The 25,925-nt window shown below is 64.0% G+C and carries 22 protein-coding genes; 14 read left to right on the plus strand and 8 right to left on the minus strand.

Going from position 1 to position 25,925, the window contains the following annotated elements; translation table 11 throughout:
- Positions 1 to 213 precede the first annotated feature (213 nt).
- The 3 genes from NY023_RS09970 to cysB all read left to right on the plus strand — a co-directional run bounded on the left by NY023_RS09970 (position 214) and on the right by cysB (position 2,887).
- Positions 214 to 1,161, plus strand: a complete 948-nt coding sequence (locus tag NY023_RS09970; protein ID WP_013971902.1) for a putative 2-dehydropantoate 2-reductase — start codon at positions 214 to 216, stop codon at positions 1,159 to 1,161.
- 124 nt (positions 1,162 to 1,285) lie between these two features.
- Positions 1,286 to 1,783 (plus strand): universal stress protein, encoded by a 498-nt coding sequence (locus NY023_RS09975; RefSeq protein ID WP_013971903.1) that lies wholly within the window; start codon positions 1,286 to 1,288, stop codon positions 1,781 to 1,783.
- Between the two features lie 129 nt (positions 1,784 to 1,912).
- Positions 1,913 to 2,887, plus strand: a complete 975-nt coding sequence (gene cysB, locus NY023_RS09980; RefSeq protein ID WP_013971904.1) for an HTH-type transcriptional regulator CysB — start codon at positions 1,913 to 1,915, stop codon at positions 2,885 to 2,887.
- Positions 2,888 to 3,028: 141 nt separating this feature from the next.
- Here the strand turns inward: cysB and NY023_RS09985 are convergent, their stop codons facing one another.
- The 5 genes from NY023_RS09985 to NY023_RS10005 form a co-directional block, all read right to left on the minus strand.
- Positions 3,029 to 3,763 carry a phosphoadenylyl-sulfate reductase gene (locus NY023_RS09985; protein ID WP_013971905.1) on the minus strand — a complete coding sequence of 245 codons (735 nt, stop codon included), beginning with the start codon at positions 3,761 to 3,763 and terminating at the stop codon, positions 3,029 to 3,031.
- A 166-nt stretch (positions 3,764 to 3,929) separates the two neighbouring features.
- A complete protein-coding gene (gene pabB / locus NY023_RS09990) occupies positions 3,930 to 5,276 on the minus strand; it encodes an aminodeoxychorismate synthase component I (protein WP_013971906.1) in 1,347 nt (448 codons plus the stop codon).
- Positions 5,277 to 5,462: 186 nt separating this feature from the next.
- Complete coding sequence (locus tag NY023_RS09995) at positions 5,463 to 6,443, minus strand: alpha-L-glutamate ligase-like protein (protein WP_013971907.1); 981 nt, start codon at positions 6,441 to 6,443, stop codon at positions 5,463 to 5,465.
- Positions 6,443 to 7,978 carry an inactive transglutaminase family protein gene (locus NY023_RS10000; RefSeq protein ID WP_013971908.1) on the minus strand — a complete coding sequence of 512 codons (1,536 nt, stop codon included), beginning with the start codon at positions 7,976 to 7,978 and terminating at the stop codon, positions 6,443 to 6,445. The genes NY023_RS09995 and NY023_RS10000 overlap by 1 nt, the downstream gene beginning before the upstream one ends.
- A gap of 5 nt (positions 7,979 to 7,983) precedes the next feature.
- On the minus strand, positions 7,984 to 8,520 hold the full coding sequence (locus tag NY023_RS10005) for an ATP-dependent zinc protease (protein WP_023662146.1): 537 nt from the start codon (positions 8,518 to 8,520) through the stop codon (positions 7,984 to 7,986).
- Positions 8,521 to 8,849: 329 nt separating this feature from the next.
- Between NY023_RS10005 and NY023_RS10010 the strand changes: the two genes are divergently transcribed.
- From NY023_RS10010 to prpD, 6 genes are all read left to right on the plus strand, one after another.
- The gene (locus tag NY023_RS10010) at positions 8,850 to 9,566 is read left to right on the plus strand and encodes a GntR family transcriptional regulator (RefSeq protein WP_013971909.1); all 717 of its coding nucleotides are present in this window, start codon (positions 8,850 to 8,852) and stop codon (positions 9,564 to 9,566) included.
- Entirely contained in the window at positions 9,563 to 10,453 is an 891-nt protein-coding gene (prpB, locus tag NY023_RS10015; protein WP_003259689.1) for a methylisocitrate lyase, read from the plus strand. Before NY023_RS10010 ends, prpB begins: the two co-directional genes overlap by 4 nt.
- Positions 10,454 to 10,636: 183 nt before the next feature.
- Positions 10,637 to 11,764: a 2-methylcitrate synthase gene (gene prpC, locus NY023_RS10020; RefSeq protein WP_013971911.1), complete on the plus strand. Its 1,128-nt coding sequence runs from the start codon at positions 10,637 to 10,639 to the stop codon at positions 11,762 to 11,764.
- A gap of 169 nt (positions 11,765 to 11,933) precedes the next feature.
- A complete protein-coding gene (acnD, locus tag NY023_RS10025) occupies positions 11,934 to 14,522 on the plus strand; it encodes a Fe/S-dependent 2-methylisocitrate dehydratase AcnD (RefSeq protein WP_015269715.1) in 2,589 nt (862 codons plus the stop codon).
- Positions 14,523 to 14,655: 133 nt separating this feature from the next.
- A complete protein-coding gene (prpF, locus tag NY023_RS10030) occupies positions 14,656 to 15,846 on the plus strand; it encodes a 2-methylaconitate cis-trans isomerase PrpF (protein ID WP_013971913.1) in 1,191 nt (396 codons plus the stop codon).
- Positions 15,847 to 16,000: 154 nt separating this feature from the next.
- Complete coding sequence (prpD, locus tag NY023_RS10035; protein WP_013971914.1) at positions 16,001 to 17,485, plus strand: 2-methylcitrate dehydratase; 1,485 nt, start codon at positions 16,001 to 16,003, stop codon at positions 17,483 to 17,485.
- 176 nt (positions 17,486 to 17,661) lie between these two features.
- On the opposite strand, the gene acnB is transcribed toward prpD, so the two are convergent.
- A complete protein-coding gene (gene acnB, locus NY023_RS10040) occupies positions 17,662 to 20,271 on the minus strand; it encodes a bifunctional aconitate hydratase 2/2-methylisocitrate dehydratase (protein ID WP_023661205.1) in 2,610 nt (869 codons plus the stop codon).
- Positions 20,272 to 20,677: 406 nt separating this feature from the next.
- On the opposite strand from acnB, the gene NY023_RS10045 reads away from it, so the two are divergent.
- Positions 20,678 to 21,157, plus strand: coding sequence for a DUF1289 domain-containing protein (locus NY023_RS10045; protein ID WP_015269719.1), 480 nt, complete (start codon positions 20,678 to 20,680; stop codon positions 21,155 to 21,157).
- Between the two features lie 130 nt (positions 21,158 to 21,287).
- On the opposite strand, the gene queD is transcribed toward NY023_RS10045, so the two are convergent.
- Together queD and NY023_RS10055 are read right to left on the minus strand one after the other, a co-directional pair.
- Positions 21,288 to 21,644 (minus strand): 6-carboxytetrahydropterin synthase QueD, encoded by a 357-nt coding sequence (gene queD / locus NY023_RS10050; RefSeq protein ID WP_003256551.1) that lies wholly within the window; start codon positions 21,642 to 21,644, stop codon positions 21,288 to 21,290.
- A gap of 53 nt (positions 21,645 to 21,697) precedes the next feature.
- Positions 21,698 to 22,777 carry a patatin-like phospholipase family protein gene (locus NY023_RS10055; protein WP_044046954.1) on the minus strand — a complete coding sequence of 360 codons (1,080 nt, stop codon included), beginning with the start codon at positions 22,775 to 22,777 and terminating at the stop codon, positions 21,698 to 21,700.
- 279 nt (positions 22,778 to 23,056) lie between these two features.
- On the opposite strand from NY023_RS10055, the gene NY023_RS10060 reads away from it, so the two are divergent.
- The 4 genes from NY023_RS10060 to NY023_RS10075 are packed head-to-tail and all read left to right on the plus strand — an operon-like array spanning position 23,057 to position 25,667.
- On the plus strand, positions 23,057 to 23,368 hold the full coding sequence (locus tag NY023_RS10060) for a PepSY domain-containing protein (RefSeq protein WP_003256549.1): 312 nt from the start codon (positions 23,057 to 23,059) through the stop codon (positions 23,366 to 23,368).
- Positions 23,368 to 23,682, plus strand: a complete 315-nt coding sequence (locus NY023_RS10065) for a PepSY domain-containing protein (RefSeq protein WP_013971918.1) — start codon at positions 23,368 to 23,370, stop codon at positions 23,680 to 23,682. The genes NY023_RS10060 and NY023_RS10065 overlap by 1 nt, the downstream gene beginning before the upstream one ends.
- Positions 23,683 to 24,351, plus strand: a complete 669-nt coding sequence (locus NY023_RS10070) for a response regulator transcription factor (RefSeq protein WP_013971919.1) — start codon at positions 23,683 to 23,685, stop codon at positions 24,349 to 24,351. It abuts the gene before it with no gap.
- Positions 24,348 to 25,667, plus strand: a complete 1,320-nt coding sequence (locus tag NY023_RS10075; protein WP_013971920.1) for a sensor histidine kinase — start codon at positions 24,348 to 24,350, stop codon at positions 25,665 to 25,667. Before NY023_RS10070 ends, NY023_RS10075 begins: the two co-directional genes overlap by 4 nt.
- Positions 25,668 to 25,925 lie beyond the last annotated feature (258 nt).

Below are 25,925 nucleotides of genomic sequence, written 5' to 3' on the forward strand. Positions count from 1 at the left end.
ACGGGTGCCGGCCGCCAACTATCCCCGTGCGGCCCAGCAGCAAGAATAATCGCAGCGGGGAGCCGAACCTTAGCGCGTTACAGGTGGCGCGACAATGGGCTGGGCCCAGTCCGTGTGGGGTTTTTCCGAGATGGCAGGTGTTTGCCGAGCATGGGCTGCCCAGCGCCGCGCAACCTGTGTAAAAAGAGGGCTGACTTTTACCAGGAGATCGGCATGCATCCGCACACACCACGTATCGGCATCATCGGCAGTGGCGCCATCGGCGGCTTCTATGGGTTGATGCTGGCCCGGGCCGGCTTCGATGTGCATTTTCTTTTGCGCAGCGAGTACGAGGTTGTCCGCGAGCAGGGGCTGGCCCTGGACAGTGCCGTGCATGGCAACTTGCAGATGAAGGTGCAGGCCTATGCCAGTGCCACCGACATGCCGCCCTGCGACTGGCTGCTGGTGGGGACCAAGGCCACCAGCAATGACCAGTTGGCGCCGCTGATCGTGCAGGCGGCTGCACCGGGCGCCAAGGTGGTGCTGTTGCAGAACGGTCTGGGCGTGGAGGAGCAGTTGCGTCCGGCCTTGCGCAGCGACATGCACCTGCTCGGCGGCCTGTGTTTCATCTGCGTCAACCGCCAGGCACCCGGCGTGATCCGCCACCAGGCCCTGGGCGCGGTCAACCTTGGCTACCACAGCGGGCCGGCCAACGATGGCGGTGCCGCGCTGGTCAATGAGGGGGCTGAGCTGTTCCGGGCTGCGGGCATCGACTCGCAGGCCATGCCCGACCTGGCCCAGGCACGCTGGCAGAAGCTGGTATGGAACGTGCCCTATAACGGCCTGTCGGTGCTGCTCGGTGCCAGCACCACGCCGTTGATGGCCGACAGTAATGGCCGTGCCCTGATCCAGGCCTTGATGGCGGAGGTAGTACAAGGCGCGGCGGCATGTGGCCATGTGTTGCCCGAGGGATATGCCGAGCACCTGTTCCAGGTGACCGAGCGCATGCCCGACTACTGGCCCAGCATGTACCACGACCATGTCCACAAGCGCCCGCTGGAGCTGCAGGCCATCTATGCCGAGCCGTTGGCACAGGCGCGTGCGGCAGGCTGCCACTTGCCGCGCATGGAGATGCTGTATCAGGCGCTGGCTTTCATAGACCGGGGCGAACAGCCCCGCTGAGGGTGGCTCTGGCCCCGTCGGGGCGCTCCAGCCCGCATTGGCAGCGCGCCGGACGGCAAAGCGTGCGTCCGGCGCGCTGCTAAGCTGAAGCTTGCTCTGCCGCAGCGGCAGTCGAGGAGGTCGAATGATCCACTCCATGCTGTATGCCACCGACCTCGGTGTCTACGCCCCTTTTGTCATGCAACACGCGCTGGCGCTGGCGCGCACATTTGGCGCCGAGTTGTATGTGATCCATGCGGTGGAGCCCATGGGCCAGTTCGCTGAATCTCTCCTGCAGAGCTACCTCGATGAACAGACGCTCGACCAGTTGCACAGCCAGGGGGTGAATACGGTGATGGCCAATATCGAGCAGCGTGTGCTGGAAAACTTTCGCGACGAACTTGGCGAGGAGGCTGACCTGGCAGTGATCAAGGCAGTGCGGGTACGTCAGGGCGACCCAGCGCAGGTGATCCTCGACCAGGCACAGCGGCTGAGCGTCGATCTGCTGATTTTCGGTAGCCACAGTACCGGCGCCGGCGTGGATGTGCCATTGGGGCGCACGGCGGTACGGCTGCTGCAGCTGTCGCCGGTACCGGTATACATGGTGCCGCTGGCGCAGCATTTGGGGCGTAGGAAAGCATGAAGATGGCCGTAGGCCATTTCGGGGTGGTATGTAACAAAATAGTTCTAGATTTATTTCCAGAACCACTAATATAGTTATATATCGTCGCCGCCTGCTGCCGCGGACTCATCGCTGAACCGAGGGAAACCTATGAAGCTTCAACAACTGCGCTACATCTGGGAAGTGGCGCATCATGACCTCAACGTCTCCGCGACGGCGCAGAGCCTGTATACCTCCCAGCCAGGTATCAGCAAGCAGATCCGCCTGCTCGAGGATGAGCTGGGTGTTGAAGTCTTTGCCCGCAGCGGCAAGCACCTGACCCGCGTTACCCCGGCGGGTGAGCGCATCATCAATACCGCCGGCGAAATCCTGCGCAAGGTCGAAAGCATCAAGCAGATTGCCCAGGAGTTCTCCAACGAGAAGAAAGGCACGCTGTCCATCGCCACCACCCACACCCAGGCGCGTTATGCCTTGCCGCCGGTGATCAGCAACTTCATCAAGCAGTACCCGGAAGTGTCCTTGCACATGCACCAGGGTTCGCCCATGCAGATTGCCGAAATGGCCGCGGACGGTACGGTCGACTTTGCCATCGCCACCGAGGCGCTGGAGCTGTTCGGCGACCTGATCATGATGCCGTGCTACAAGTGGAATCGCTGCGTGGTAGTGCCGCAGGGCCATCCGTTGACCAAGCTGCCAAAGCTTACCCTGGAAGCGGTCGCCGAATACCCGATCGTTACCTACGTGTTCGGTTTCACCGGGCGTTCGAAGCTGGACGAAGCGTTCAACCACCGCGGCCTCACGCCGAAAGTGGTGTTTACCGCGGCTGACGCCGACGTGATCAAAACCTATGTGCGCCTGGGGCTGGGCGTGGGGATCGTCGCCAAGATGGCGGTGGACACCAAACTCGACAGCGACCTGGTGGCCCTGGATGCCAGCGAGCTGTTCGAAGCCAGCATTACCAAGATCGGCTTCCGCCGCGGCACTTTCCTGCGTGGTTTCATGTGCGACTTCATCGAGAAGTTCGCCCCGCACCTGACCCGTGAAGTGATGGCCAAGGCCATCCAGTGCCACAACAAGCAGGAGCTGGAAGACCTGTTCGAAGGCGTCGAGCTGCCGGTGCACTGATCCGGAATTGCAGGGGCCTCACGGCCCCTGTGGGAGCGGGTTTACCCGCGAAGAAGGCGACGCGGTGTATGGCACCGGCTTCGCCGGTGTTCGCGGCGGTTCGACGCCTCGATGAACCCGCTCCCACAACGGCCCAGCTGTTTATGCCTTGCTGATCAGGTTGCCCGCGTGCAACCCGCATTCCTTCTGCGTCGACTCTTCCCACCACCAGCGCCCTTCGCGCTCATGCTGGTTTGGCAGTACCGGGCGGGTGCAGGGCTCGCAGCCGATGCTGATGAAGCCGCGCTCGTGCAGGCTGTTGTACGGCAGCTCCAGCATGCGGATATAACCCCACACCTCCTCGCTGGTCATCTGCGCAAGTGGGTTGAACTTGTACAGGGTGCGTTCGGGCGTGGAGAAGGCGCTGTCGATTTCCACTGCCGCCACCTGGCTGCGGGTACCCGGGCTCTGGTCGCGGCGCTGGCCGGTGGCCCAGGCGCTCACGGTGGCCAGCTTGCGGCGCAGCGGCTCGATCTTGCGGATACCGCAGCACTCGCCGTGGCCGTCCTTGTAGAAGCTGAACAGGCCCTTTTCCTTGACCAACGGGTCGAGCTTGGCGCGGTCGGGGCTGAGGATTTCGATCGGCAGGTTGTACTGCTCGCGGACCTGATCGATGAACCGGTAAGTCTCCGGGTGCAGGCGGCCGGTATCGAGGCTGAACACCTTGACCTGCTTGTTCAGCTTCCAGGCCATGTCCACCAGCACCACGTCCTCGGCGCCGCTGAAGGAGATCCACAGGTCATCACCGAAGTGCTCGAAGGCAAGCTTGAGGATGTCCTGCGGGGACTTGTTGGCATAGGTCGCGGCCAGGGCGGCGACGTCGAAGGGTTGGCTCATCAGGCGGTTTCCATCTTGGCTGTGGCGCTGTGCGCTCGTAGTGAGGTGATGGTAACAAAAAATGCCGGGTTAGGCGGGCTTGCAGTCGGTGGCGCCTGCTCCCACAGGTACAGCGCACATCTGCCAGTTGTGGGAGCGGGCGAGCCCCCGAAGCAGGCGCCGCCGATCACAAGCCCTGCAAGGTCTCCATCAACACCCGCACCTTGGCAATCGACTCTTCATATTCGGCCTGCCACTCGGAGTCGGCCACCACCGCGCCGCCGCCCCAGCAACTGACTTGTCCGCCCTTGACCAGCAGGCTGCGAATGGCAATCGAGCTGTCCATCTCGCCGCGCACATCCACGTAGAGCAGTGAGCCGCAGTACAGCGCCCGGCGTGCCGGCTCCAGTTCGTCGATGATCTGCATGGCGCGGATCTTCGGCGCGCCGGTGATCGAGCCGCCGGGGAAGCTGTCGCCAATCAGGTCCAGGGCGTCCTTGTCGCTGGCCAACTGGCCGGTGATGCTGCTGACCAGATGGTGCACGTTGGGGTAGCTCTCCAGGCTGAACAGCTCCGGTACCTTCACCGAGCCGATCTCGCAGGTACGCCCCAGGTCGTTGCGCAGCAGGTCGACGATCATCAGGTTTTCCGAGCGATCCTTGGGGCTGTGCAGCAGCTCCTCGGCATTGCGCATGTCTTCTGCCGGGTTGCTGGCGCGCGGGCGGGTGCCCTTGATCGGCCGGGTTTCCACCTGGCGCTGGCTGACGCGGATGAAGCGTTCGGGCGAAAAGCTCAGCAGGGCGCTGCCGTCGGCCAGTTGCTGGTAGCCGGAGAAGGGGGTGGGGCAGGCTTTGCGCAGGGCCTGGTAAGCGTGCCACGGGTCGCCCTGGCAGGGCGCGCGGAAGCGCTGGGTAAGGTTGATCTGGTAGCAGTCGCCGGCCTGGATGTAGCGCTGCACCTGGTCAAAGGCGGCCTTGTACTGATCGGGCTGCAGGTCGCCGGCCATCGGCGCGAGTAGCTGGAAGCTGCCGCTTTGCGCGTTGTCGACACCTTCGAACAGGGCGATCAGGCGTTCCCGTTCGCTGCCCGGCAGGCTCGGGTGGAACACCAGTTGGCTGGTCGCGCACTGGTGGTCGGTCACCAGCGCCCAGGCATATAGGCCCAGTTGCGCGTCTGGCAGGCCAAGGTCGTCCACGGCCAGGCTGGGCAGGTGTTCCAGGCGGCGGCCGAAGTCATAGCTCAGGTAGCCGATCAGGCCGCCAGCAAACGGCAGCTGCTCGCTGCCTGCGGGCAACTGCGCATGGCCCAGTCGTGCCAGGCCGGCGCGCAGGCGCTGGAGGAAGGTGCGGCCATCTTCGTCGGGCTGCGCTTGCAGGTGTTGCAGCGGCCAGGCGCTGAGCAGGTCGAAGCGCCCGCGTTCGGCGCCGGGTCGGGCGCTATCCAGCAGGATGGCACCGGGGGCCTGGCGCAGGCGGGCGAAATAGGCGGCAGGGTCGGGCTGGTAGGGCAGGGGGTGGAGCGTACAGGTCGGCATCAGTGTGGACGGCGATGTAAAAGCGAGGAGGGCGATTGTAGACCTGTGCAGGAAATGCGCCTAGCTTTGTGGCGACATTCAAGCACTGGGTTTCGCCCTTGGGGCCCTATCGCGACACAAGGCCGCTCCTAAAGGAGATCGGAGCGGCCTTGTGTCGCGATGGGCTGCGCAGCAGCCCCGGCGATTTCAGCGCGGATGCACGTGCCCGAACAAACCTTGCGATACCCGCACGCGCTGTTCGGCATCTTCGCTGATGCCATCCTTGGCCAGCGCTTCCAAGTGCGCCTCGATGGCGTGGGTGCGCTGGGTCAGGCCGCAGTCGTTGGCGATCTGGATGTTCAGGCCGGGGCGAGCGTTGAGCTCGAGAATCAGCGGCCCCTTGTCCTGGTCCAGCACCATGTCGACACCGATGTAGCCCAGGCCGCACAGCTCGTAGCAGCCGGCGGCCAGCTTCATGAAGCCATCCCAGTTCGGCAGTTGCACGCCATCCACCGCGTTGGTGGTGTCCGGGTGCTTGCTGATGATGTTGTTCAGCCAGGTGCCGCGCAAGGTCACGCCGGTAGCCAGGTCGACACCCACGCCGATGGCGCCCTGGTGCAGGTTGGCCTTGCCGCCGGACTGGCGGGTCGGCAGGCGCAGCATGGCCATCACCGGGTAGCCCATCAGCACGATGATGCGGATGTCCGGCACGCCCTCGTAGCTGATGCTCTTGAAGATCTGGTCGGGGGTGACCCGGTACTCGATCAGCGCACGGTCGCGGTGCCCGCCCAGCGAGTACAGGCCGGTGAGGATGCTCGAGATCTGGTGCTCGATCTCCTCGTGGCTGATGATCTTGCCGGACACCGTGCGGTAGCGGTCCTCGAAGCGGTCGGCGATCACCAGGATGCCGTCACCGCCAGCGCCCTGCGCCGGCTTGATGACGAAATCGTTGCGCCCGCCGATGATCTGGTCGAGCTTCTCGATCTCTTTCTCGGTCTCGATGATGCCGTACATTTCCGGCACATGGATGCCGGCCGCCAGGGCGCGCTCCTTGGTGATGATCTTGTCGTCGACGATCGGGTACAAGTGGCGCTTGTTGTACTTCAGCACGTAGTCCGCGTTGCGCCGGTTGATACCCATGATGCCCCGGGCCTCCAGGGCTTTCCACGTCTTGATCAGGCCAAACATCAGGCGTCAGCCTTCTTCAGGAATGCCTTGAAGCGCACGAGCTCGGTCAGGCGGTAGCCGCGGTAGCGACCCATTGCCAGCATGAAGCCCACCAGGATCAACAGCACGGCCGGGAAGGTGAACACGAAGTACACCAGCTCCGGCACCATCATCAACAGGTGCGCCAGGGAAGCGGCGAACAGGGTGCCGATGGCCACTTTCATGGCATGACCGCCGCCACGCTCTTCCCAGGTGATGGACAGGCGCTCGATGGTCATGGTCAGGATCACCATCGGGAACAGCGCTACCGACAGCCCGCGCTCCAGGCCCAGCTTGTGGCTGAACAGGCTGATGGCGGCAATCAGCACCACGACGAAGGTCAGTACCACCGACAGGCGTGGCAGCATCTGCAGCTTCAGGTGTTCCAGGTACGAACGCAGCGACAGGCCCAGGGCGGTGATTACCGTGAACAGCACGATACCGAAGCCCAGCTGGGTCTCGCGGAAGGCCAGTGCGATCAGTACCGGGGTGAAGGTACCCAGGGTCTGCAGGCCGACCAGGTTGCGCAGCACCAGGATCACCAGCACACCGATCGGGATCATCACCATGATCATGAAGGTTTGCTGGGTCTGCAGCGGCAGGCCGTACAGCGAATATTCGAGGAAATCGGCGTCGGTATTCTCGTCGGTCAGCTTGGCCAGGCGGATGGCGTTCATCTCGCTGTTGTTCATGCTGAAGGTAACGTTGGCCTTCTTGCCGCCATCGACGGTGATCAGGTTGTCGTCACCGGTCCACCACAGCAGGCGATCGCTGGGCAGGCCTTGCTCGCCGGTGTCGGGGTTGAAGTACAGCCAGTCGGTACCGTTGAAGCTGCGCAGCCACAGTTCCGGCGTTTGCGGGGTGTCGGCCACCAGGCGGATGGTGTGCACCTTCTCCATCGGTACGTGGGCGATCGACAGCAGCAGGTCGATGACCTGGGCCTTCTTCATGGCCGAGGTGTCGCCGGCCAGCAGCAGCTTGACGTTGTCGTCGTTGAGGTTGTTGACCCGCTTGATGGTCTCGCTGACGAAGGTCTCGACGTCGGCCGAGTGCTGGCGGATCGGCGCCATCAGGGCCTCGGCGGCGATCTTCTCGGGGCCTTCCACTGCCAGGCTGTCACGGAAGGTCGGGCCTTTGACCGTGGTCTTCTCGTTGCTGTAGCGCTTGGTCAGCACCAGGCGGTAGTAGAGGGTCTGGTTGCCGCTGGCGCGGCGGGCCGACCAGGTGACCTTGCGGTTGCCGTCGGCACGGTTGACGCTCACCCCATAGTTGTTGGAGATGAAGCTCTCGTTGAGGCTGACGTAGTCGCGGTTCAGCGGTGGCACGAACATCTGCACCTTGACCGGGTCCTTGGTGCTGGCCACGAACTCGACCTTGGCGTCGATATTCCACAGGTCGTCGGTTTCATCCTCGGTTACCGGGATGCCGAGTACGAAGATCTGATAAGCCGTGACCGCCACGCCCAACAGCACCAGCACGGTGATCAGGACTTTCAGATGGAGGGTAAGAGAGCGCATCGGGATTACTCTGCTTTGGGAGCGTCGGTGGCACAGGCAGGTTTGCCGGCCGCGTATTTAAGGCTTGGGTCGACCAGCGCGTCGAAGTGCTTGAGCGCCTCGGAGCCGATCAGCAGCGGGAACTGGAAGGCGCTGCGGTCGGTGAGGTTGACTTCGATGGTGCGCATGGCCTGGCCCATGCAGATTTCAAGTTCGATGACCGGGCGCGCGGTGTAGGCCTTGCCCGATTCGGCATCATAGTCACCGGCCCGGCGCTTGATCTTGCTTACGCGTGCCAGCGGGCGTTCGATGGGGTGCGAATGGGCGGCGTCGATGGCCAGGTAGAAGCGCACCCAGCTTTCGCCGTTGCGCTTGAAGCGCTTGATATCGCGGGCGCTGAGCGACGCGGTCTTGGCGCCGGTGTCGAGCTTGGCGGCCACTTCCAGGTCCAGGTCGCCCAGGCGTGCATATTCGTTGAGACCGTACACGGTCTTGCCTGCGGCCTGGCCAAGGGCCGGCAGCAGGGTGAGGCAGAGCAGCAATGATGCGGGTGTAAGTCTCATATTCCTGGCGCGGTGCAGTGCAAGGTTCGGGGCTGTTTTCAAAGCCATGTTCAGAGCCGTGTTCAGGGCAAGGCGACTGGCAGCGACTGCGCAAGCTTCCTCGTTAATCTGTCAACAGCATGAATGGATGACAGACAGGCTATCCATACTCCATCGGAGGCGCGGCATTCTATCACGCCGGCGCCTTGACGCCAGCGGTGCGCGATCTGACAGCACCGGGTTGGCATTAGTTCGTTCTTAGACGATTGTCGACAATATTGATTTTGTCTTTGACTGCTTCGGTCTAATTCGCTAATTTCTGGCAAAGAGATTTTCAAGGTGTCGACAATATGCAGGACCTATCCACCCCCAGCCCGGTGCTGACAGACGAAACGGAAACCTTGTCCGAAAACGTCTTCCGGCGCATCCAGGCGGCCATCGTCAAGGGCGATATCGCCCCCGGCAGCAAGATTTCCGAGCCGGAGCTGGCGCGTACCTATGGCATCAGCCGCGGGCCGCTGCGCGAGGCCATCCACCGCCTCGAAGGCCAGCGCCTGCTGGTGCGCGTGCCGCATGTGGGGGCGCGGGTGGTGTCGCTCAATCATGCCGAACTGATCGAGCTGTACGAAATTCGCGAATCGCTGGAAGGCATGGCTTGCCGCCTGGCCGCCGAACGCATGAGCCAGGCCGACATCGACGAACTGCGCCGGGTGCTCGACACCCACGAGCGCGATGCCGCGTTCCAGGCCGGCCTGGGCTATTACCAGCAGGAAGGCGACTACGACTTTCATTACCGGATCATCCAGGGCAGCGGTAACCAGACCCTGGTCAAGATGCTCTGCGGCGAGCTGTACCAGCTGGTGCGCATGTACCGCATCCAGTTCTCCGCCACGCCCAACCGGCCGCGCCAGGCCTTTGCCGAACACCACCGCATTCTCGATGCCATCGCCGACCGTGACGGCGAGCTGGCCGAACTCCTGATGCGCCGCCACATCGGCGCGTCCAAGCGCAATATCGAGCGTCACTATCTGGACGCCCACAACAACAGCCCACGAGGTGAGAAATGACTGTGAAGAGCACCCCCGGTCAGCGTTTCCGCGACGCCGTTGCCGCTGAACATCCGCTGCAGGTGGTTGGCGCCATCAACGCCAACCATGCCCTGCTGGCCAAGCGCGCCGGCTTCAAGGCCATCTACCTGTCCGGTGGCGGCGTCGCCGCCGGTTCGCTGGGCCTGCCGGACCTGGGCATCAGCGGCCTGGACGATGTACTCACCGATGTGCGCCGCATCACCGACGTGTGCGACCTGCCGCTGCTGGTGGATGTCGACACCGGTTTCGGTGCCTCTGCCTTCAACGTCGCCCGTACCGTGCGCTCGATGAGCAAGTTCGGCGCTGCCGCCATCCATATCGAGGACCAGGTTGGCGCCAAGCGCTGCGGCCACCGCCCGAACAAGGAAATCGTCAGCCAGCAGGAAATGGTCGACCGCATCAAGGCCGCAGTCGATGCCCGTACCGATGACAGCTTCGTGATCATGGCGCGTACCGACGCCCTGGCCGTCGAGGGCCTGAACGCCGCCCTGGACCGCGCCGCCGCCTGCGTCGAGGCCGGTGCCGACATGATCTTCCCGGAAGCCATCACCGAACTGCAGATGTACAAGACCTTCGCCGACCGGGTGAAGGCACCGATCCTGGCCAATATCACCGAGTTTGGCGCCACGCCGCTGTACACCACCGAGGAGCTGGCCTCGGTCGACGTGTCGCTGGTGCTGTACCCGCTGTCGGCGTTCCGCGCCATGAACAAGGCAGCCGAGAACGTGTACACCGCGCTGCGCCGCGACGGCACGCAGAAGAACGTGATCGACACCATGCAGACCCGCATGGAGCTCTACGATGCCATTGGTTACCACGCCTTCGAGCAGAGCCTCGATGCGCTGTTTGCCCAGAAGAAGGGCTGAAGGTCAAAGATTTGCGTTAGAGCGGCTGGCCTCTTCGCGGGGCACCCGCTCCCACAGGGACTCCACAGGCATAGAGTGCCACACCGTCCCTGTAGGAGCGGGCTTGCCCGCGAAGAGGCCGGCACAGGCAAAACTGACTAGCCAGCTAGATTTCCATAACAAGTTCAAGAAAGGAGAAACACCATGGCCGAAGCAAAAGTACTCAGTGGCGCAGGCCTGCGCGGCCAGGTGGCCGGCCAGACCGCGCTGTCGACCGTGGGCCAGGCCGGTGCCGGGCTGACCTACCGCGGTTACGATGTGCGTGACCTGGCAGCCGGTGCCGAATTCGAGGAAGTCGCCTACCTGCTGCTGTACGGCGAGCTGCCGAGCAAAGCCGAACTGGCCGACTACAAGCGCAAGCTCAAGGGCCTGCGTGACCTGCCGCAAGCCCTGAAGGAAGTGCTCGAGCGCATCCCGCGTGACGCCCACCCGATGGACGTGATGCGCACAGGTTGCTCGGTGCTGGGTACCCTGGAGCCCGAACTGACCTTCGAGGCCCAGCGTGACAAGACCGACCGCCTGCTGGCACTGTTCCCTGCGGTGATGTGCTACTGGTATCGCTTCACCCACGATGGCGTGCGTATCGACTGCACCAGCGACGAAGACACCCTCGGTGGCCACTTCCTGCACCTGCTGCACGGCAAGAAGCCGAGCGAGCTGCACGTCAAGGTCATGAACGTGTCTCTGATCCTCTACGCCGAGCACGAGTTCAACGCCTCGACCTTCACCGCTCGCGTCTGTGCCTCGACCCTGTCCGACCTGTACTCCTGCGTCACCGCTGCCATCGGCTCGCTGCGCGGCCCGCTGCACGGCGGTGCCAACGAGGCGGCGATGGAATTGATCGAGCGCTTCCAGAGCCCGCAGGAAGCCACTGCCGAGCTGCTGCGCATGCTCGAGCGCAAGGACAAGATCATGGGCTTTGGCCATGCCATCTACAAAGAGTCCGACCCGCGCAACGAGGTGATCAAGGGCTGGTCGAAACAGCTCGCCGACGAAGTCGGTGACAAGGTGCTGTACCCGGTCTCCGAAGCCATCGACAAGACCATGTGGGAGCAGAAGCGCCTGTTCCCCAACGCCGACTTCTACCACGCCTCGGCGTACCACTTCATGGGCATCCCGACCAAGCTGTTCACCCCGATCTTCGTCTGCTCGCGCCTGACCGGCTGGGCGGCGCACGTCTTCGAACAGCGCGCCAACAACCGCATCATCCGCCCGAGCGCCGAGTATGTAGGCGTCGAGCAGCGCCAGTTCGTGCCGATCGAGCAGCGCTGAGTCATAGATCGCTGGGGCTGCTGCGCAGCCCTTTCGCGACACAAGGCCGCTCCCACAGGGACGGCGCAGTACCTGTGGGAGCGGCCTTGTGTCGCGAAAGGGGCGCGTAGCGCCCCCAAGGCCTGAGCCGCACCTGCCCCCGAATACCGTGACCGAGCCTGATAACGATATGAACACTGCATTCCGCAAGCACCTGCCAGGCACCGACCTGGACTACTTCGATGCCCGCGCGGCGGTCGAGGCCATCAAGCCCGGCGCCTACGATGGCCTGCCTTACACCTCTCGCGTACTCGCCGAGAACCTGGTGCGCCGCTGCGACCCGGCTACTCTCGACGCCTCGCTGGGCCAGCTGATCGAGCGCAAGCGCGACCTCGACTTCCCGTGGTTCCCGGCCCGCGTGGTGTGCCACGACATTCTCGGCCAGACTGCACTGGTCGACCTCGCCGGCCTGCGTGACGCCATTGCCGACAAAGGCGGCGACCCGGCCCAGGTCAACCCTGTGGTGCCGGTGCAGCTGATCGTCGACCACTCGCTGGCCGTCGAGTGCGGTGGTTTCGACCCGCAGGCCTTCGAAAAGAACCGCGCCATCGAAGACCGCCGCAACGAAGACCGCTTCCACTTCATCAACTGGACCAAGAAGGCGTTCAAGAACGTCGACGTGATCCAGCCGGGCAACGGCATCATGCACCAGATCAACCTGGAGAAGATGTCGCCGGTGATCCACAACGACCGTGGCGTGGCCTACCCGGACACCTGCGTCGGCACCGACAGCCACACCCCGCATGTCGACGCCCTGGGCGTGATCGCCATCGGCGTGGGTGGCCTGGAGGCCGAGAACGTGATGCTCGGCCGTGCCTCGTGGATGCGCCTGCCGGAAATCGTCGGCGTCGAGCTGACCGGCAAGCTGGCGCCGAACATCACCGCCACCGACCTGGTGCTGGCCCTGACCGAATTCCTGCGCAAGCAGAAAGTCGTCGGCGCCTACCTGGAGTTCCACGGCGAGGGTGCACGTGCCCTGACCCTGGGCGACCGCGCCACCATTTCCAACATGGCCCCGGAATATGGCGCCACTGCGGCGATGTTCGCCATCGACCAGCAGACCATCGACTACCTGCGCCTGACCGGCCGCGAAGAGCAACAGGTCAAACTGGTGGAAACCTATGCCAAGGCCACCGGCCTGTGGGCCGACAGCCTGGGCGGTGCAGTCTACGAGCGCACCCTGAGCTTCGACCTGTCGAGCGTGGTGCGCAACATGGCCGGCCCGTCCAACCCGCATGCCCGCGTCGCCACCAGCGACCTGGCGGCCAAAGGCATCGCCGGCAGCTGGGAAGAAGTGCCAGGGCAGATGCCAGATGGCGCGGTGATCATTGCCGCCATCACCAGCTGCACCAACACCAGCAACCCGCGCAACGTGATTGCCGCAGGCCTGCTGGCGCGCAATGCCAACAAACTGGGGCTGGCCCGCAAGCCGTGGGTCAAGTCGTCGCTGGCGCCTGGTTCCAAGGCCGTGCAGCTGTACCTGGAAGAGGCCGGGCTGGAGAAGGAGCTGGAACAGCTCGGCTTTGGTATCGTCGCCTTCGCCTGCACCACCTGCAACGGCATGTCCGGTGCCCTGGACCCGGTGATCCAGCAAGAAATCATCGACCGTGACCTGTACGCCACCGCCGTGCTGTCGGGCAACCGCAACTTCGACGGGCGCATCCACCCGTATGCCAAGCAGGCGTTCCTCGCTTCGCCGCCACTGGTGGTGGCTTACGCCATCGCCGGTACCATCCGCTTCGACATCGAGAAAGATGTGCTGGGCGTGGTCGATGGCAAGGAAATCCGCCTCAAGGATATCTGGCCCAGCGACGAAGAAATCGACGCCGTGGTACGTGCCGCGGTCAAGCCGGAGCAGTTCCGCAAGGTGTACATCCCGATGTTCGCCATCGAGGAAGACCGTGGGCCGAAGGTGGCGCCGTTGTATGACTGGCGCCCGATGAGCACCTACATCCGCCGCCCACCGTACTGGGAGGGGGCCTTGGCCGGTGAACGGACCCTGCGCGGCATGCGCCCGCTGGCAGTGCTGCCGGACAACATCACCACCGACCACCTGTCGCCGTCCAACGCCATCATGCTCGACAGCGCTGCCGGCGAGTACCTGGCGAAGATGGGCCTGCCGGAGGAGGACTTCAACTCTTACGCTACCCACCGTGGCGACCACCTGACCGCCCAGCGCGCCACCTTTGCCAACCCCAAGCTGTTCAACGAAATGGTGCGCAAGGAAGACGGCAGCGTGAAGCAGGGCTCGCTGGCGCGTATCGAGCCGGAAGGCAAGGTCACCCGCATGTGGGAGGCGATCGAGACCTACATGGAGCGCAAGCAGCCGCTGATCATCGTCGCCGGTGCCGACTACGGCCAGGGTTCGTCCCGTGACTGGGCGGCCAAGGGTGTGCGCCTGGCCGGTGTCGAGGCGATCGTCGCTGAAGGCTTCGAGCGTATTCACCGTACCAACCTGGTGGGCATGGGCGTACTGCCGCTGGAGTTCAAGCCGGGCACCGACCGCAAGACCCTCGGCCTGGATGGCAGCGAAACCTATGACGTGCTGGGCGCGCGCACGCCGCGGGCGACGCTGACCCTGGTGGTTACCCGCGCCAACGGCGAGCGTCTGGAGGTACCGGTGACCTGCCGCCTGGACACCGCCGAGGAAGTGTCGATCTACGAGGCCGGCGGGGTGCTGCAGCGCTTCGCCCAGGACTTCCTCGAAGCGACCGCCTAATCAAGAGCAGCGCGGTCCTCTGTGGGAGCGGGTTTACCCGCGAATGCGTCAGCAGATACAACATTGTTTTCTGATCGGACGCTTTCGCGGGTGAGCCCGCTCCCACAGGGGGTGCGCAAGACAGGAATTGAACATGGCTCATGTACCGCAAGTAAAAATCCCCGCCACCTACATCCGTGGCGGCACCAGCAAAGGCGTGTTCTTCCGCCTGCAAGACCTGCCCGAGCAGGCGCAGATCCCCGGCCCGGCCCGCGACGCACTGCTGCTGCGGGTGATCGGCAGCCCCGACCCTTACGGCAAGCAGATCGACGGCATGGGCGGTGCCACTTCGAGCACCAGCAAGACCGTGATTCTGTCGCAGAGCATCAAGCCTGAGCACGACGTCGACTATCTGTTCGGCCAGGTCAGCATCGACAAGGCCTTCGTCGACTGGAGCGGTAACTGCGGCAACCTCTCCGCCGCGGTCGGTTCGTTCGCCATCAGCAGCGGCCTGGTCGACCCGGCACGCATTCCGCGCAATGGCATCGCCACCGTGCGCATCTGGCAGGCCAACATCGGCAAGACCATCATCGCCCATGTGCCGATCACCGAAGGTGAAGTACAGGAAACCGGCGACTTCGAGCTGGACGGGGTGACCTTCCCGGCCGCCGAGGTGCAGCTGGAATTCCTCGATCCGGCGGCCGACGAAGATGGCGACGGCGGGGCGATGTTCCCCACCGGCAACCTGGTCGATGACCTCGAGGTGCCGGGTGTCGGTACGTTCAAGGCGACCCTGATCAATGCCGGCATCCCGACCATCTTCGTCAATGCGGCGGATATCGGCTACACCGGCACCGAACTGCAGGACGCCATCAACGGTGACTCGCAGGCGCTGCTGCGCTTCGAGACGATTCGCGCCCATGGCGCCGTGCGAATGGGCCTGATCGACAACGTCGACCAGGCTGCCGGGCGTCAGCACACGCCGAAAGTGGCTTTCGTCGCGCCGCCGAGCACCTACACTGCGTCCAGTGGCAAAGCGGTGCAGGCAGGTGATATCGACCTGCTGGTACGGGCCTTGTCGATGGGCAAGCTGCACCATGCAATGATGGGGACGGCCGCGGTGGCCATCGGTACCGCGGCGGCCATTCCGGGCACGTTGGTCAACCTCGCCGCAGGCGGGGGCGAGCGCAGCGCCGTGCGTTTCGGCCACCCCTCGGGCACCCTGCGGGTGGGGGCCGAGGCGCGCCAGGTGAATGGTGAATGGACAGTGACCAAGGCAATCATGAGCCGCAGTGCTCGCGTGCTGATGGAGGGCTGGGTTCGCGTGCCTGGCGATAGCTTCTAACGCACCACTGGCGCTCGGCTTTAGTTCGTTGGGGCCGCTTTGCGCCCCTTCGCGGGCAAGCCCGCTCCTACACGGTTTGCGCGGTACCTGTAGGAGCGGCCTTGTGTCGCGAAGGGCTGCAAAGCAGCCCCGGCAATTCTGAAGGGAGCTGGATATGAGCGCCAACGTAGACCTCAACGCCCGCCCGGACTACGACCGGGTGCTGCAAACCCTCGCCGATTACGCCCTCACGTATCGGGTCGAATCCGCCGAAGCCCTGGATACCGCGCGCAACTGCCTGATGGATACCCTCGGCTGCGGCCTGCTGGCTCTGCGCTTCCCCGAATGCACCAAGTTGCTAGGCCCCCAGGTGGAAGGCACCCTGGTGCCCAACGGCGCCCGCGTGCCCGGCACCGCCTACCGCCTCGACCCGGTCAAGGCTGCCTGGGACATCGGCTGCACGGTTCGCTGGCTGGACTATAACGATACCTGGCTGGCCGCCGAATGGGCCCACCCGTCGGACAACCTCGGCGGCATCCTGGCCGTTGCCGATCACCTGTCGCAGAAGCGCGTGGCCGCAGGTGAAGCGCCACTGCTGATGCGCGATGTGCTCGAAGCCATGGTCATGGCTCACGAGATCCAGGGCGTGCTGGCGCTGGAAAACGCCTTCAACCGCGTTGGCCTCGACCATGTGATTCTGGTCAAGGTAGCCTCCACCGCCGTGTGCGCCAGGCTGATGGGGGCCAACCGTGAGCAGATGCTGAGCGCCTTGTCCCACGCGTTCGTCGATGGCCAGGCGCTGCGTACCTACCGCCATGCGCCCAACGCTGGTTCGCGCAAATCGTGGGCCGCCGGGGATGCTTCCAGCCGTGGCGTGCGCTTGGCCGACATTGCCCTGCGTGGCGAGATGGGCGTGCCTGGCGTGCTCACCGCGCCGCAGTGGGGCTTCTACGATGTGCTGTTCAGCCACACCAACAAGGACCTGGCGCTCAAGCCGTCCGAGCAGCAAGAGCTGCGCCTGCCGCAAGCCCTGGGTAGCTACGTGATGGAAAACGTGCTGTTCAAGGTCAGTTTCCCTGCCGAGTTCCACGCCCAGACCGCCTGTGAGGCTGCGGTAACATTGCATCCGCTGGTACGTAACCGCCTGCACGAGATCGACCGTATCGTCATTACCACTCAGGAGTCGGCGATCCGCATCATTTCCAAGAGCGGCTCGCTGGCCAATGCCGCCGACCGCGACCACTGCCTGCAGTACATGGTGGCAGTGCCACTGATTTTCGGGCATCTGGTGGCCGAGCATTACGAAGACGCCTTCCATGCCAACCACCCAAGCATCGACCGCCTGCGTGAAAAGATGGAGGTGGTGGAAGACCCGCGCTTCAGCCGTGAGTACCTGGAGCCGGACAAGCGCTCGATCGCCAATGCGCTGCAAGTGTTCTTCAAGGATGGCAGCAGTACCGAGCAGGTGGTGGTGGAGTACCCGATCGGGCATCGCCGGCGGCGAGGGGAGGGCATACCGTTGCTGGAGGCCAAGTTCAGGGACAACCTGGCGACGCGCTTTGCGCGGCAGCGGTGTGGGGAGATCGTGGATGTGTGCAAGGACCAGCAGAAGCTGGAGCAGATGGCGGTGCACAGGTTTGTCGACCTGTTCGTGATCTGAGGTTGCCTGTGCTGGCCTCTTCGCGGCTAAAGCCGCTCCCACAAGGTCTTGCGCAGCCCTCGAAAACTGTGGGGGCCATGTGGGAGCGGCTTTAGCCGCGAAGAGGCCGGTACAGGTGGAAACAAGAAAGCCCCGACATTTCTGCCGGGGCTTTCTTTTACGTCTTACAACTCAGCTTATGCCTGAACCACCGGGATCTTGGCGTTGGCTGCCGCTTCGCGGAACTCGGCGATCTGGTCGAAGCTCAGGTAGCGGTAAACGTCGGCAGCCATGCTGTCGATGTCCTTCGCGTACTGCATGTACTCTTCGACGGTCGGCAGCTTGCCGATGATCGAAGCGACAGCAGCCAGCTCGGCCGATGCCAGGTACACGTTGGTGGCGTCGCCCAGACGGTTCGGGAAGTTACGGGTCGAGGTGGAGACCACGGTCGAACCGGTCTGCACACGTGCCTGGTTACCCATGCACAGCGAGCAGCCTGGCATTTCCATGCGCGCGCCAGCCTTGCCGTAGATGCCGTAGTAGCCTTCTTCGGTCAGCTGGTGAGCGTCCATCTTGGTTGGCGGAGCCAGCCACAGACGGGTCGGGATACCGCCCTTGACCTTGTCCAGCAGCTTGCCGGCAGCGCGGAAGTGGCCGATGTTGGTCATGCACGAGCCGATGAACACTTCGTCGATCTTCTCGCCCTGTACCGAAGACAGCAGGCGGGCATCGTCCGGGTCGTTCGGTGCACAGAGCACAGGCTCTTTCACTTCGGCCAGGTCGATTTCGATGATCTCGGCGTACTCGGCATCAGCGTCGGCCGACAGCAGCTCAGGCTTGGCCAGCCAGGCTTCCATGGCCTGGGCGCGGCGCTCCAGGGTGCGGGCATCGCCGTAGCCTTCGCCGATCATCCAGCGCAGCAGGGTGATGTTGGACTGCAGGTACTCGGCGATGGCCTTCTCTGGCAGCTTGATGGTGCAACCGGCAGCGGAACGCTCGGCCGAGGCGTCGGACAGCTCGAAGGCTTGCTCGACGGTCAGCTCGTTCAGGCCTTCGATCTCGAGGATGCGGCCGGAGAAGATGTTCTTCTTGCCCTTCTTCTCGACGGTCAGCAGGCCCTTCTGGATGGCGTAGTAAGGGATGGCGTGGACCAGGTCACGCAGGGTGATGCCTGGCTGCAGTTTGCCCTTGAAGCGCACCAGCACGGATTCTGGCATGTCCAGCGGCATGACGCCGGTGGCGGCGGCGAAGGCCACCAGGCCGGAACCGGCCGGGAACGAGATGCCGATCGGGAAGCGGGTGTGCGAGTCGCCACCGGTACCCACGGTGTCAGGCATCAGCATGCGGTTCAGCCAGCTGTGGATGATGCCGTCGCCCGGGCGCAGCGACACGCCGCCACGGGTGCGGATGAAGTCTGGCAGGGTGTGGTGGGTGGTGACGTCGATCGGCTTCGGATAGGCCGCGGTGTGGCAGAACGACTGCATCACCAGGTCAGCGGAGAAGCCCAGGCACGCCAGGTCCTTCAGCTCGTCGCGGGTCATCGGGCCAGTGGTGTCCTGGGAACCGACGGTGGTCATCTTCGGCTCGCAGTAGGCACCTGGGCGCACGCCCTGGCCTTCCGGCAGGCCGCAGGCACGGCCGACCATTTTCTGTGCCAGGGTGAAGCCCTTGCCCGAATCGGCAGGCTGCTCCGGCTTCTTGAACAGGTCGGAGGCGCCCAGGCCCAGTTCGGCACGGGCCTTCTCGGTCAGGCCACGGCCGACGATCAGCGGGATACGGCCGCCAGCGCGGACTTCATCCAGCAGCACTTCGGTTTTCAGCTCGAAGGTGGTGACCAGTTCGTCGCTGCCGTTACGGCGCACTTCGCCCTTGAACGGGTAAACGTCGATGACGTCGCCCATGGCCAGGTTGGTGCAGTCGAATTCGATCGGCAGGGCGCCGGCGTCTTCCATGGTGTTGTAAAAGATCGGGGCGATCTTGGTACCGAAGCAGAAACCACCGGCGCGCTTGTTCGGTACGTACGGAATGTCGTCGCCGAAGAACCACAGCACCGAGTTGGTGGCGGATTTGCGCGAAGAACCGGTACCGACCACGTCACCGACGTAGGCAACCGGGTAACCCTTGGCCTTGACCGCTTCGATCTGGGCCAGCGGGCCGACCGAACCAGGCTGCTGCGGCTCGATGCCGTCGCGGGCCATCTTCAGCATGGCCAGTGCGTGCAGCGGGATGTCAGGGCGCGACCAGGCGTCCGGGGCAGGGGACAGGTCGTCGGTGTTGGTTTCGCCAGGGACCTTGAACACGGTCAGGGTGTACTTGTCGGCGATGGCCGGACGCGAGGTGAACCACTCGCCGGCAGCCCAGGATTCCAGCACGGCCTTGGCGTGAACGTTGCCGGCCTTGGCTTTTTCGGCCACGTCGTGGAAGGCATCGAACATCAGCAGGGTGTGCTTGAGCTGTTCGGCCGCGACGGCGCCCAGTTCGGCGTCATCCAGCAGTGCGACCAGCGTTTCGATGTTGTAGCCGCCCTGCATGGTGCCCAGCAGTTCGGTGGCGTGCTTGCGGTCGATCAGAGGCGACTTGGCTTCGCCTTTGGCGACGGCGGAGAGGAAAGCGGCCTTGACATAGGCAGCTTCGTCGACCCCTGGCGGTACGCGGTGGGTGATCAGGTCTACGAGGAAGGCTTCTTCGCCGGCCGGCGGGTTTTTCAGCAGCTCGACCAGGCCTGCAGTTTGTTCGGCGTTCAGCGGCTGGGGCACGATACCCAGGGCGGCACGCTCTTCGATGTGTTTGCGGTAGGCTTCAAGCACAGTTATTTCCCTCATCAGTGGTCCCTAAAGGGGGTCCGGGACGCTCATCCAGCATTCAATGCACCCATGCGCTGCCACGGCTTTGTGGGCCGCCCAGCCAGAGTCGCAAAGAATCCTTACAGAAGCTGCTTTCAAAGTTTTACGCCTGCAGAACGGGGAGCTGATGAGGGCTGGCACGGGCATGCGAGGGATGCATGGCCCGGGCCAACACCGTTCTACCGGATGAACTGTGCTCGTGACGCTTTGAAAACAGCTTCCAACGGACATTGTTGCCTTTGAAAAGGCGGGATGATTCTACGGCAAAAAAAGCCCGAAGGTAAGGCGGCGAAGATGACTTTAACGAGTGACCCTGGTTAGACAAAGGGCTAACATGGGTTCGTGTTCCATCGCCAAGCTGTTGTTTTTCATGTCCAACAAGTCCATCAAGACCCCTTGTGTCGGCCTGTGCTCCACGGTTTACGGAGACACGGTTTGCCGTGGCTGCAAGCGGTTTCACCACGAAGTGATCAGCTGGAACGGCTACGACGATGCGCAGAAGCGCGCCGTGTGGCTGCGCCTGGAGCAGCTGCTGGTGCAGGTGATGATGGCCAAGCTGGAGGTGTTCGACAAAGGCCTGCTGCGCCAGCAACTGGAGCAGCGTTCCATCCGCTTTGTCGAGCAGCAGTCGGAATATTGCTGGGCGTACCAGCTGATTGCCCGCGGGGCGCGGATGATCCGTGACCTGGAAGCCTACGGCATGGTGCTGTTGCCGGAATTTCGCGACTGGGAGCTGCCGCAGTTGCGCGACGCCATCGACCGCGAGTTCTTCCTGCTGTCCGAGGCGCATTACCAGCGCTACATCGCCCCCGGTTTCCTGCGCGATGCCTTGGAGGCGGGGCAGGGCTGAAGCTTTATTGGTGAAGCTGCCGGCCTCTTCGCGGGCACGCCCGCTCCCACAGGTGTATCACAGACCTCGAGAACGGTGGGCATCCTGTGGGAGCGGGCATGCCCGCGAATGGGCTGGTGCGTTTACCAAATCAGTCGCCGGTATATTCGCAACCGCTGGTGCAGGTTTCGTGGATGCGCACCTTCGACAGTTCCGGCAGCAGCGGCTTGACCTGGTCCCAGATCCACTTGGCGATCACTTCGCTGGTGGGGTTTTCCAGGCCCGGGATGTCGTTCAGGTAGTTATGGTCCAGTTGCTCGTAGATCGGCTTGAAGATCGCCTTGATCTCGGCGAAGTCGCGGATCCAGCCGGTGTGCGGGTCGAGCGGGCCGGTCAGGTGCAGGCCGACCTTGAACGAGTGGCCGTGCAGGCGACCGCATTTGTGCCCGGCAGGGACGTGCGGCAGGCGGTGGGCCGATTCGAATGTGAATTCCTTGAAGATTTCCACGCTGTCATAACTCTATGTGAATCAAGAATGCGCGCAGTCTACCAGCATGGCCGCTACAAGGCTTGCAGGCGTTCATGCAACCGCCCGGTGGCAATCAGTTCCAGCAGCTCGTCGCCCAGCCGCTGGCTCTCGGCAATGGCCTTGTACCAGTAGCGCTTGCGGCCAGGCGCATCGCCCATGAAACGCTTGAAGTCATTGCGGTCGGGCAGCTTGCCGTAGGGCAGGGCCGCCAGGTACTGCGGCGAGGGCGTCATCAGCAGCACGTTCTGCAGGCGCGTGGCATCGCCCTTGCGCCAGGGCAGGGCCTTGTCGAACCAGCCGGGTACGACCTTGTCGGTGAAGTGCGGGTACAGCACCAGGTCGTCGCCGCGGTAGGGCAGGTCGAGGTGGTAGTCGAGCAGGCCGCCGTCGCGGTAGGTGCCTGCACCTGCACCGGGGATGTCTTTCACGCCTTCCATGACCATGGGGATGGAGCCCGAGGCAAGCAGGGCATGGCGCAGGTTGGCCAGGTCCAGCGGCAGGCAGCGCGAGGGGAAGTCGGTCAGTGCGTCGAGCGGCGGCGTGGCGCGGCCGTCGTGCAGGATGACGCGCTCGAAGTGCCGTGCCAGGTGCGAGCGGCCGAGCAGGTTGCTGGCGATCACCGAACCCAGGCCGAGGCCCAGGCGGCCCCGATGGTCGTGGGCGAGCTGGCCATGGCTCTTCACCACCAGGATGTTCAGGCGATAGTGCGGGTTGGCCAGCAGCTGGCTGTCGCGGCCTTGCAGCAGGTCATCGAGCATGTGTTGGCAGCTGCGGCTGATTTCGGCCGGGGTGACGCCCTTGGCGAAATCCTGCTCGGTGTACAGTTCGCCCAGGCGACGGATGCCTGCGACCGGGTCGTCGAGGCAGGCACTGGCAAAGCGCCAGGCGCCGATCGAGGCGCCGATCAGCGCACGTTGGCGTGGTGCCGACGGCAGCCACTCACCGAACAGCGCCAGGTCCAGGCCCTGGATGCCCAGCGGCTTCGGCCCGCCAGCCGCACCCGGCAGCACACCGACATCGGCCGCCTGCAGGCCGCGCTCGCGGACCTGCCGCAGGGCGCGTTGGCCGGCCTTGAAGGTGAGGGCGGGGTATTTGATGTGAATGGCGTTCATGGCGGATCTCTTGGGCAGCAGGCGGTCATTATAAGGCTTCATGCGAATACCCTGTGGGAGCGGGTTCACCCGCGAAGCATGCAACATGGTGTATGGCACCGGCTGCGCCGGTGTTCGCGGGCAAGCCCGCTCCCACAGGGACCGCGCAGGATTCGGTGATCGCGAGACAGCAGCCTGACCTGCGCTATCATGGCGCCAGTTGTTTTCAGGTTGAATTAAGGACCGGTGGTTAATCTTAACCCCGTAGACAACTTGCACAGTTCTCAGGAGAGAAGAACGATGAAACGCATGACTGCCCTGTTCACCGTAGCCGCCGCCCTTGCCCTGGGCGCCCATTCCGCCATCGCCAAGGATGTGCAGCCCGACGAAGTGGTCAAGCTGGTCAATGCCAAGACCGTCAAGTCGCTGGACGAACTCAAGGCCGCCGCCGTGGCCAAGCACCCGGGTGCCACCGTCACCGACTCGGAACTTGAAGATGAGTACGGTCGCTACGTCTACAAGGTCGAGCTGCGCGACACGCAGAACGTCGAATGGGACGTGGCGCTGGACGCCAAGACCGGTGAAGTGCTGAAGGACGAGCGGGACAACTGATGATCCACCTACTGCGGCCGGCGCGCTACTTCGCGCTGGCGCTGCTGGCCGTCTGTTCCCTGGCCGTTGCCCGTGACCTTGATCAGGACGAAGCCCTGGAACTGCGCCAGAAGGGCATCATCCTGCCGCTCGAGCATCTGTTGGAGACCGCCCTGGGGCGTCACCCCGGGGCGCGCCTGCTGGAGGCCGAGCTGGAAGAAGACGACAATCGCTACGAATACGAAGTCGAGTTGCTGACAGCTGAAGGCGTGGTGCGCGAGATCAAACTCGATGCCAGCAGCGGTGCCCTGCTAAAAGACGAGGAAGACGACTGAATGCGCCTGTTGCTTGTCGAGGACAATGTACCGTTGGCCGATGAACTTACCGCAGGCCTGCAGCGCCAGGGCTACGCCGTGGATTGGCTGGCCGATGGCCGCGACGCGGTGTATCAGGGCCAGAGCGAACCCTACGACCTGATCATCCTGGACCTTGGCCTGCCGGGCCTGCCGGGCCTGGAAGTGCTGGCCCAGTGGCGTGCCGCCGGCCTGGCCACGCCGGTGTTGATCCTTACTGCCCGTGGCTCGTGGGCCGAGCGTATCGAAGGGCTGAAGGCCGGGGCGGATGACTACCTGAGCAAACCCTTCCACCCCGAAGAACTGCAGCTGCGCATCCAGGCGTTGTTGCGCCGTGCCCGTGGCCTGGCCAACCAGCCAACGCTGGAAGCGGCCGGCCTGCACCTGGACGAAAGCCGGCAGTGCGTGAACCGTGACGGCGTGGATATCCAGCTGACCGCCGCCGAGTTCCGCCTGCTGCGCTACTTCATGCTGCATCCGCAGCAGATCCTGTCCAAGAGCCACCTGGCCGAGCACCTCTACGACGGTGAAACCGAGCGCGACTCCAACGTGCTGGAAGTGCACGTCAACCACTTGCGACGCAAGCTGGGCCGCAGCGTCATCGAGACCCGCCGCGGGCAGGGCTACATCTACGCCGGGAGCGCCGCGTGAAGTCGATCCAGGCGCGCCTGAGCCTGGGCCTGGTGGCGGTGCTGGTGGTGGTCGGCCTGGTGCTGGCGCAGCTGACCCTGTGGTTGTTCGAGGTCGGCCTGCAGCGCTACCTGGAGAATGGCCTGCGCAAGGAAAGCGAAAACCTGTTGGTGGCCCTGGTGCGCGGGCCTTCGGGTCTGCAGCTGGATGAGCGGCGTATCTCGGCCGCCTACCAGCGGCCGTTTTCCGGCTATTACTTCCGCATCGATTTCGATAAAGGCACCTGGCGTTCCCGGTCGCTGTGGGATCTGGACATGCCCAAGCCCGCCGCGCCGGGCCTTTCCGACAGCCACGAACTCGGCCCGGAAGGCCAGCAACTGCTTGCCCTGCGTGCTGACTACCGGCGCCTGGGCCAGGACATCTCGATCAGCGTGGCACAGGATTATTCACCGGTACGCGAAGGTTTCCGGCGCCTGCAGCAGATCGGCCTGGGCATGGGCCTGGTGGCGCTGATCCTGGTGCTGGTGTTGCAGCGCATCACCGTGACCCGCTCGCTGCGGCCACTGGAGCGGGCGCGCCAGCAGATCGCCCAGTTGCAGCAGGGCCAGCGCTCGCAGCTGGATGCCGAAGTGCCCAGCGAACTGGCGCCGCTGGTGGGGCAGATCAACCACCTGCTGAGCCATACCGAAGACAGCCTGCGCCGCTCGCGCAATGCCCTGGGCAACCTGGGCCATGCATTGAAGACGCCGCTGGCGGTGTTGCTGAGCCTGGCCTCCAGCGAGCGCCTGAAAGACCTGCCGGATGTTCGCGCGCAGATGCGCGAGCAACTGGAGCAGATTCAGCAGCGCCTGGCGCGTGAGCTGAACCGTGCGCGCCTGGCGGGGGATGCGCTGCCTGGCGCGCAGTTCGACTGCGACGTCGAACTGCCGGGGTTGCTGGGGACGCTGGGCATGATCCATGGCGAGGGCCTGCTGCTGGCCAGGGATGTGCCGCCCGGGCTGCTGCTGCCGTGGGACCGCGAGGACTTCCTGGAACTGCTCGGCAACCTGCTGGACAACGCCTGCAAGTGGGCCGACAGCGAGGTGCGGCTGGGTATCGCGCCGAGTGCCGATGGCTACCAGGTGTGGGTCGATGATGATGGCCCCGGTATCCCCGAGGGCCAGCGGCAGCAGGTGCTGGAGCGCGGTTCGCGGCTGGACGAGCAGGTAGACGGGCACGGGCTGGGGTTGGGCATCGTGCGCGATATCGTCGAGGCCTGGGGCGGGCGCCTGGCGCTGCTGGATAGCCCGTTGGGCGGGCTGCGGGTGAGCATAGACTTGCCGCGCAAGGCTCGGTAATACCAGGGCCCTGTGGGAGCGGGTTTACCCGCGAACACCGGCGAAGCCGGTGCCATGCACCGTGTCGCATTCTTCGCGGGTGAACCCGCTCCCACAAGTTGCGCGGCGCGCTTGGGGAATTTGCTGGCCATATCACCACTGCAAAAAAATTGCAGTACAGCCGCATTTTTTTGAATTAGCCCAATCTCACCCCACCCGGCAAAATTCCCCCACGAAACCCTGTGGTTTCCATCTCTCCACGGACGGAGCCCCTTGTGC

The organism is Pseudomonas sp. NBB, from assembly GCF_032701105.1.
Classification (GTDB): Bacteria; Pseudomonadota; Gammaproteobacteria; order Pseudomonadales; family Pseudomonadaceae; genus Aquipseudomonas; species Aquipseudomonas asiatica.

Excerpts from the sequence above, each read along its gene's own strand:
- NY023_RS09970 (WP_013971902.1), top strand. The coding sequence starts at position 214 with ATGCATCCGCACACACCACGTATCGGCATCATCGGCAGTGGCGCCATC.
- NY023_RS09975 (WP_013971903.1), top strand. The coding sequence starts at position 1,286 with ATGATCCACTCCATGCTGTATGCCACCGACCTCGGTGTCTACGCCCCT.
- cysB (WP_013971904.1), top strand. The coding sequence starts at position 1,913 with ATGAAGCTTCAACAACTGCGCTACATCTGGGAAGTGGCGCATCATGAC.
- NY023_RS09985 (WP_013971905.1), bottom strand. The coding sequence starts at position 3,763 with ATGAGCCAACCCTTCGACGTCGCCGCCCTGGCCGCGACCTATGCCAAC.
- pabB (WP_013971906.1), bottom strand. The coding sequence starts at position 5,276 with ATGCCGACCTGTACGCTCCACCCCCTGCCCTACCAGCCCGACCCTGCC.
- NY023_RS09995 (WP_013971907.1), bottom strand. The coding sequence starts at position 6,443 with ATGTTTGGCCTGATCAAGACGTGGAAAGCCCTGGAGGCCCGGGGCATC.
- NY023_RS10000 (WP_013971908.1), bottom strand. The coding sequence starts at position 7,978 with ATGCGCTCTCTTACCCTCCATCTGAAAGTCCTGATCACCGTGCTGGTG.
- NY023_RS10005 (WP_023662146.1), bottom strand. The coding sequence starts at position 8,520 with ATGAGACTTACACCCGCATCATTGCTGCTCTGCCTCACCCTGCTGCCG.
- NY023_RS10010 (WP_013971909.1), top strand. The coding sequence starts at position 8,850 with ATGCAGGACCTATCCACCCCCAGCCCGGTGCTGACAGACGAAACGGAA.
- prpB (WP_003259689.1), top strand. The coding sequence starts at position 9,563 with ATGACTGTGAAGAGCACCCCCGGTCAGCGTTTCCGCGACGCCGTTGCC.
- prpC (WP_013971911.1), top strand. The coding sequence starts at position 10,637 with ATGGCCGAAGCAAAAGTACTCAGTGGCGCAGGCCTGCGCGGCCAGGTG.
- acnD (WP_015269715.1), top strand. The coding sequence starts at position 11,934 with ATGAACACTGCATTCCGCAAGCACCTGCCAGGCACCGACCTGGACTAC.
- prpF (WP_013971913.1), top strand. The coding sequence starts at position 14,656 with ATGGCTCATGTACCGCAAGTAAAAATCCCCGCCACCTACATCCGTGGC.
- prpD (WP_013971914.1), top strand. The coding sequence starts at position 16,001 with ATGAGCGCCAACGTAGACCTCAACGCCCGCCCGGACTACGACCGGGTG.
- NY023_RS10045 (WP_015269719.1), top strand. The coding sequence starts at position 20,678 with ATGTCCAACAAGTCCATCAAGACCCCTTGTGTCGGCCTGTGCTCCACG.
- NY023_RS10055 (WP_044046954.1), bottom strand. The coding sequence starts at position 22,777 with ATGAACGCCATTCACATCAAATACCCCGCCCTCACCTTCAAGGCCGGC.
- NY023_RS10060 (WP_003256549.1), top strand. The coding sequence starts at position 23,057 with ATGAAACGCATGACTGCCCTGTTCACCGTAGCCGCCGCCCTTGCCCTG.
- NY023_RS10065 (WP_013971918.1), top strand. The coding sequence starts at position 23,368 with ATGATCCACCTACTGCGGCCGGCGCGCTACTTCGCGCTGGCGCTGCTG.
- NY023_RS10070 (WP_013971919.1), top strand. The coding sequence starts at position 23,683 with ATGCGCCTGTTGCTTGTCGAGGACAATGTACCGTTGGCCGATGAACTT.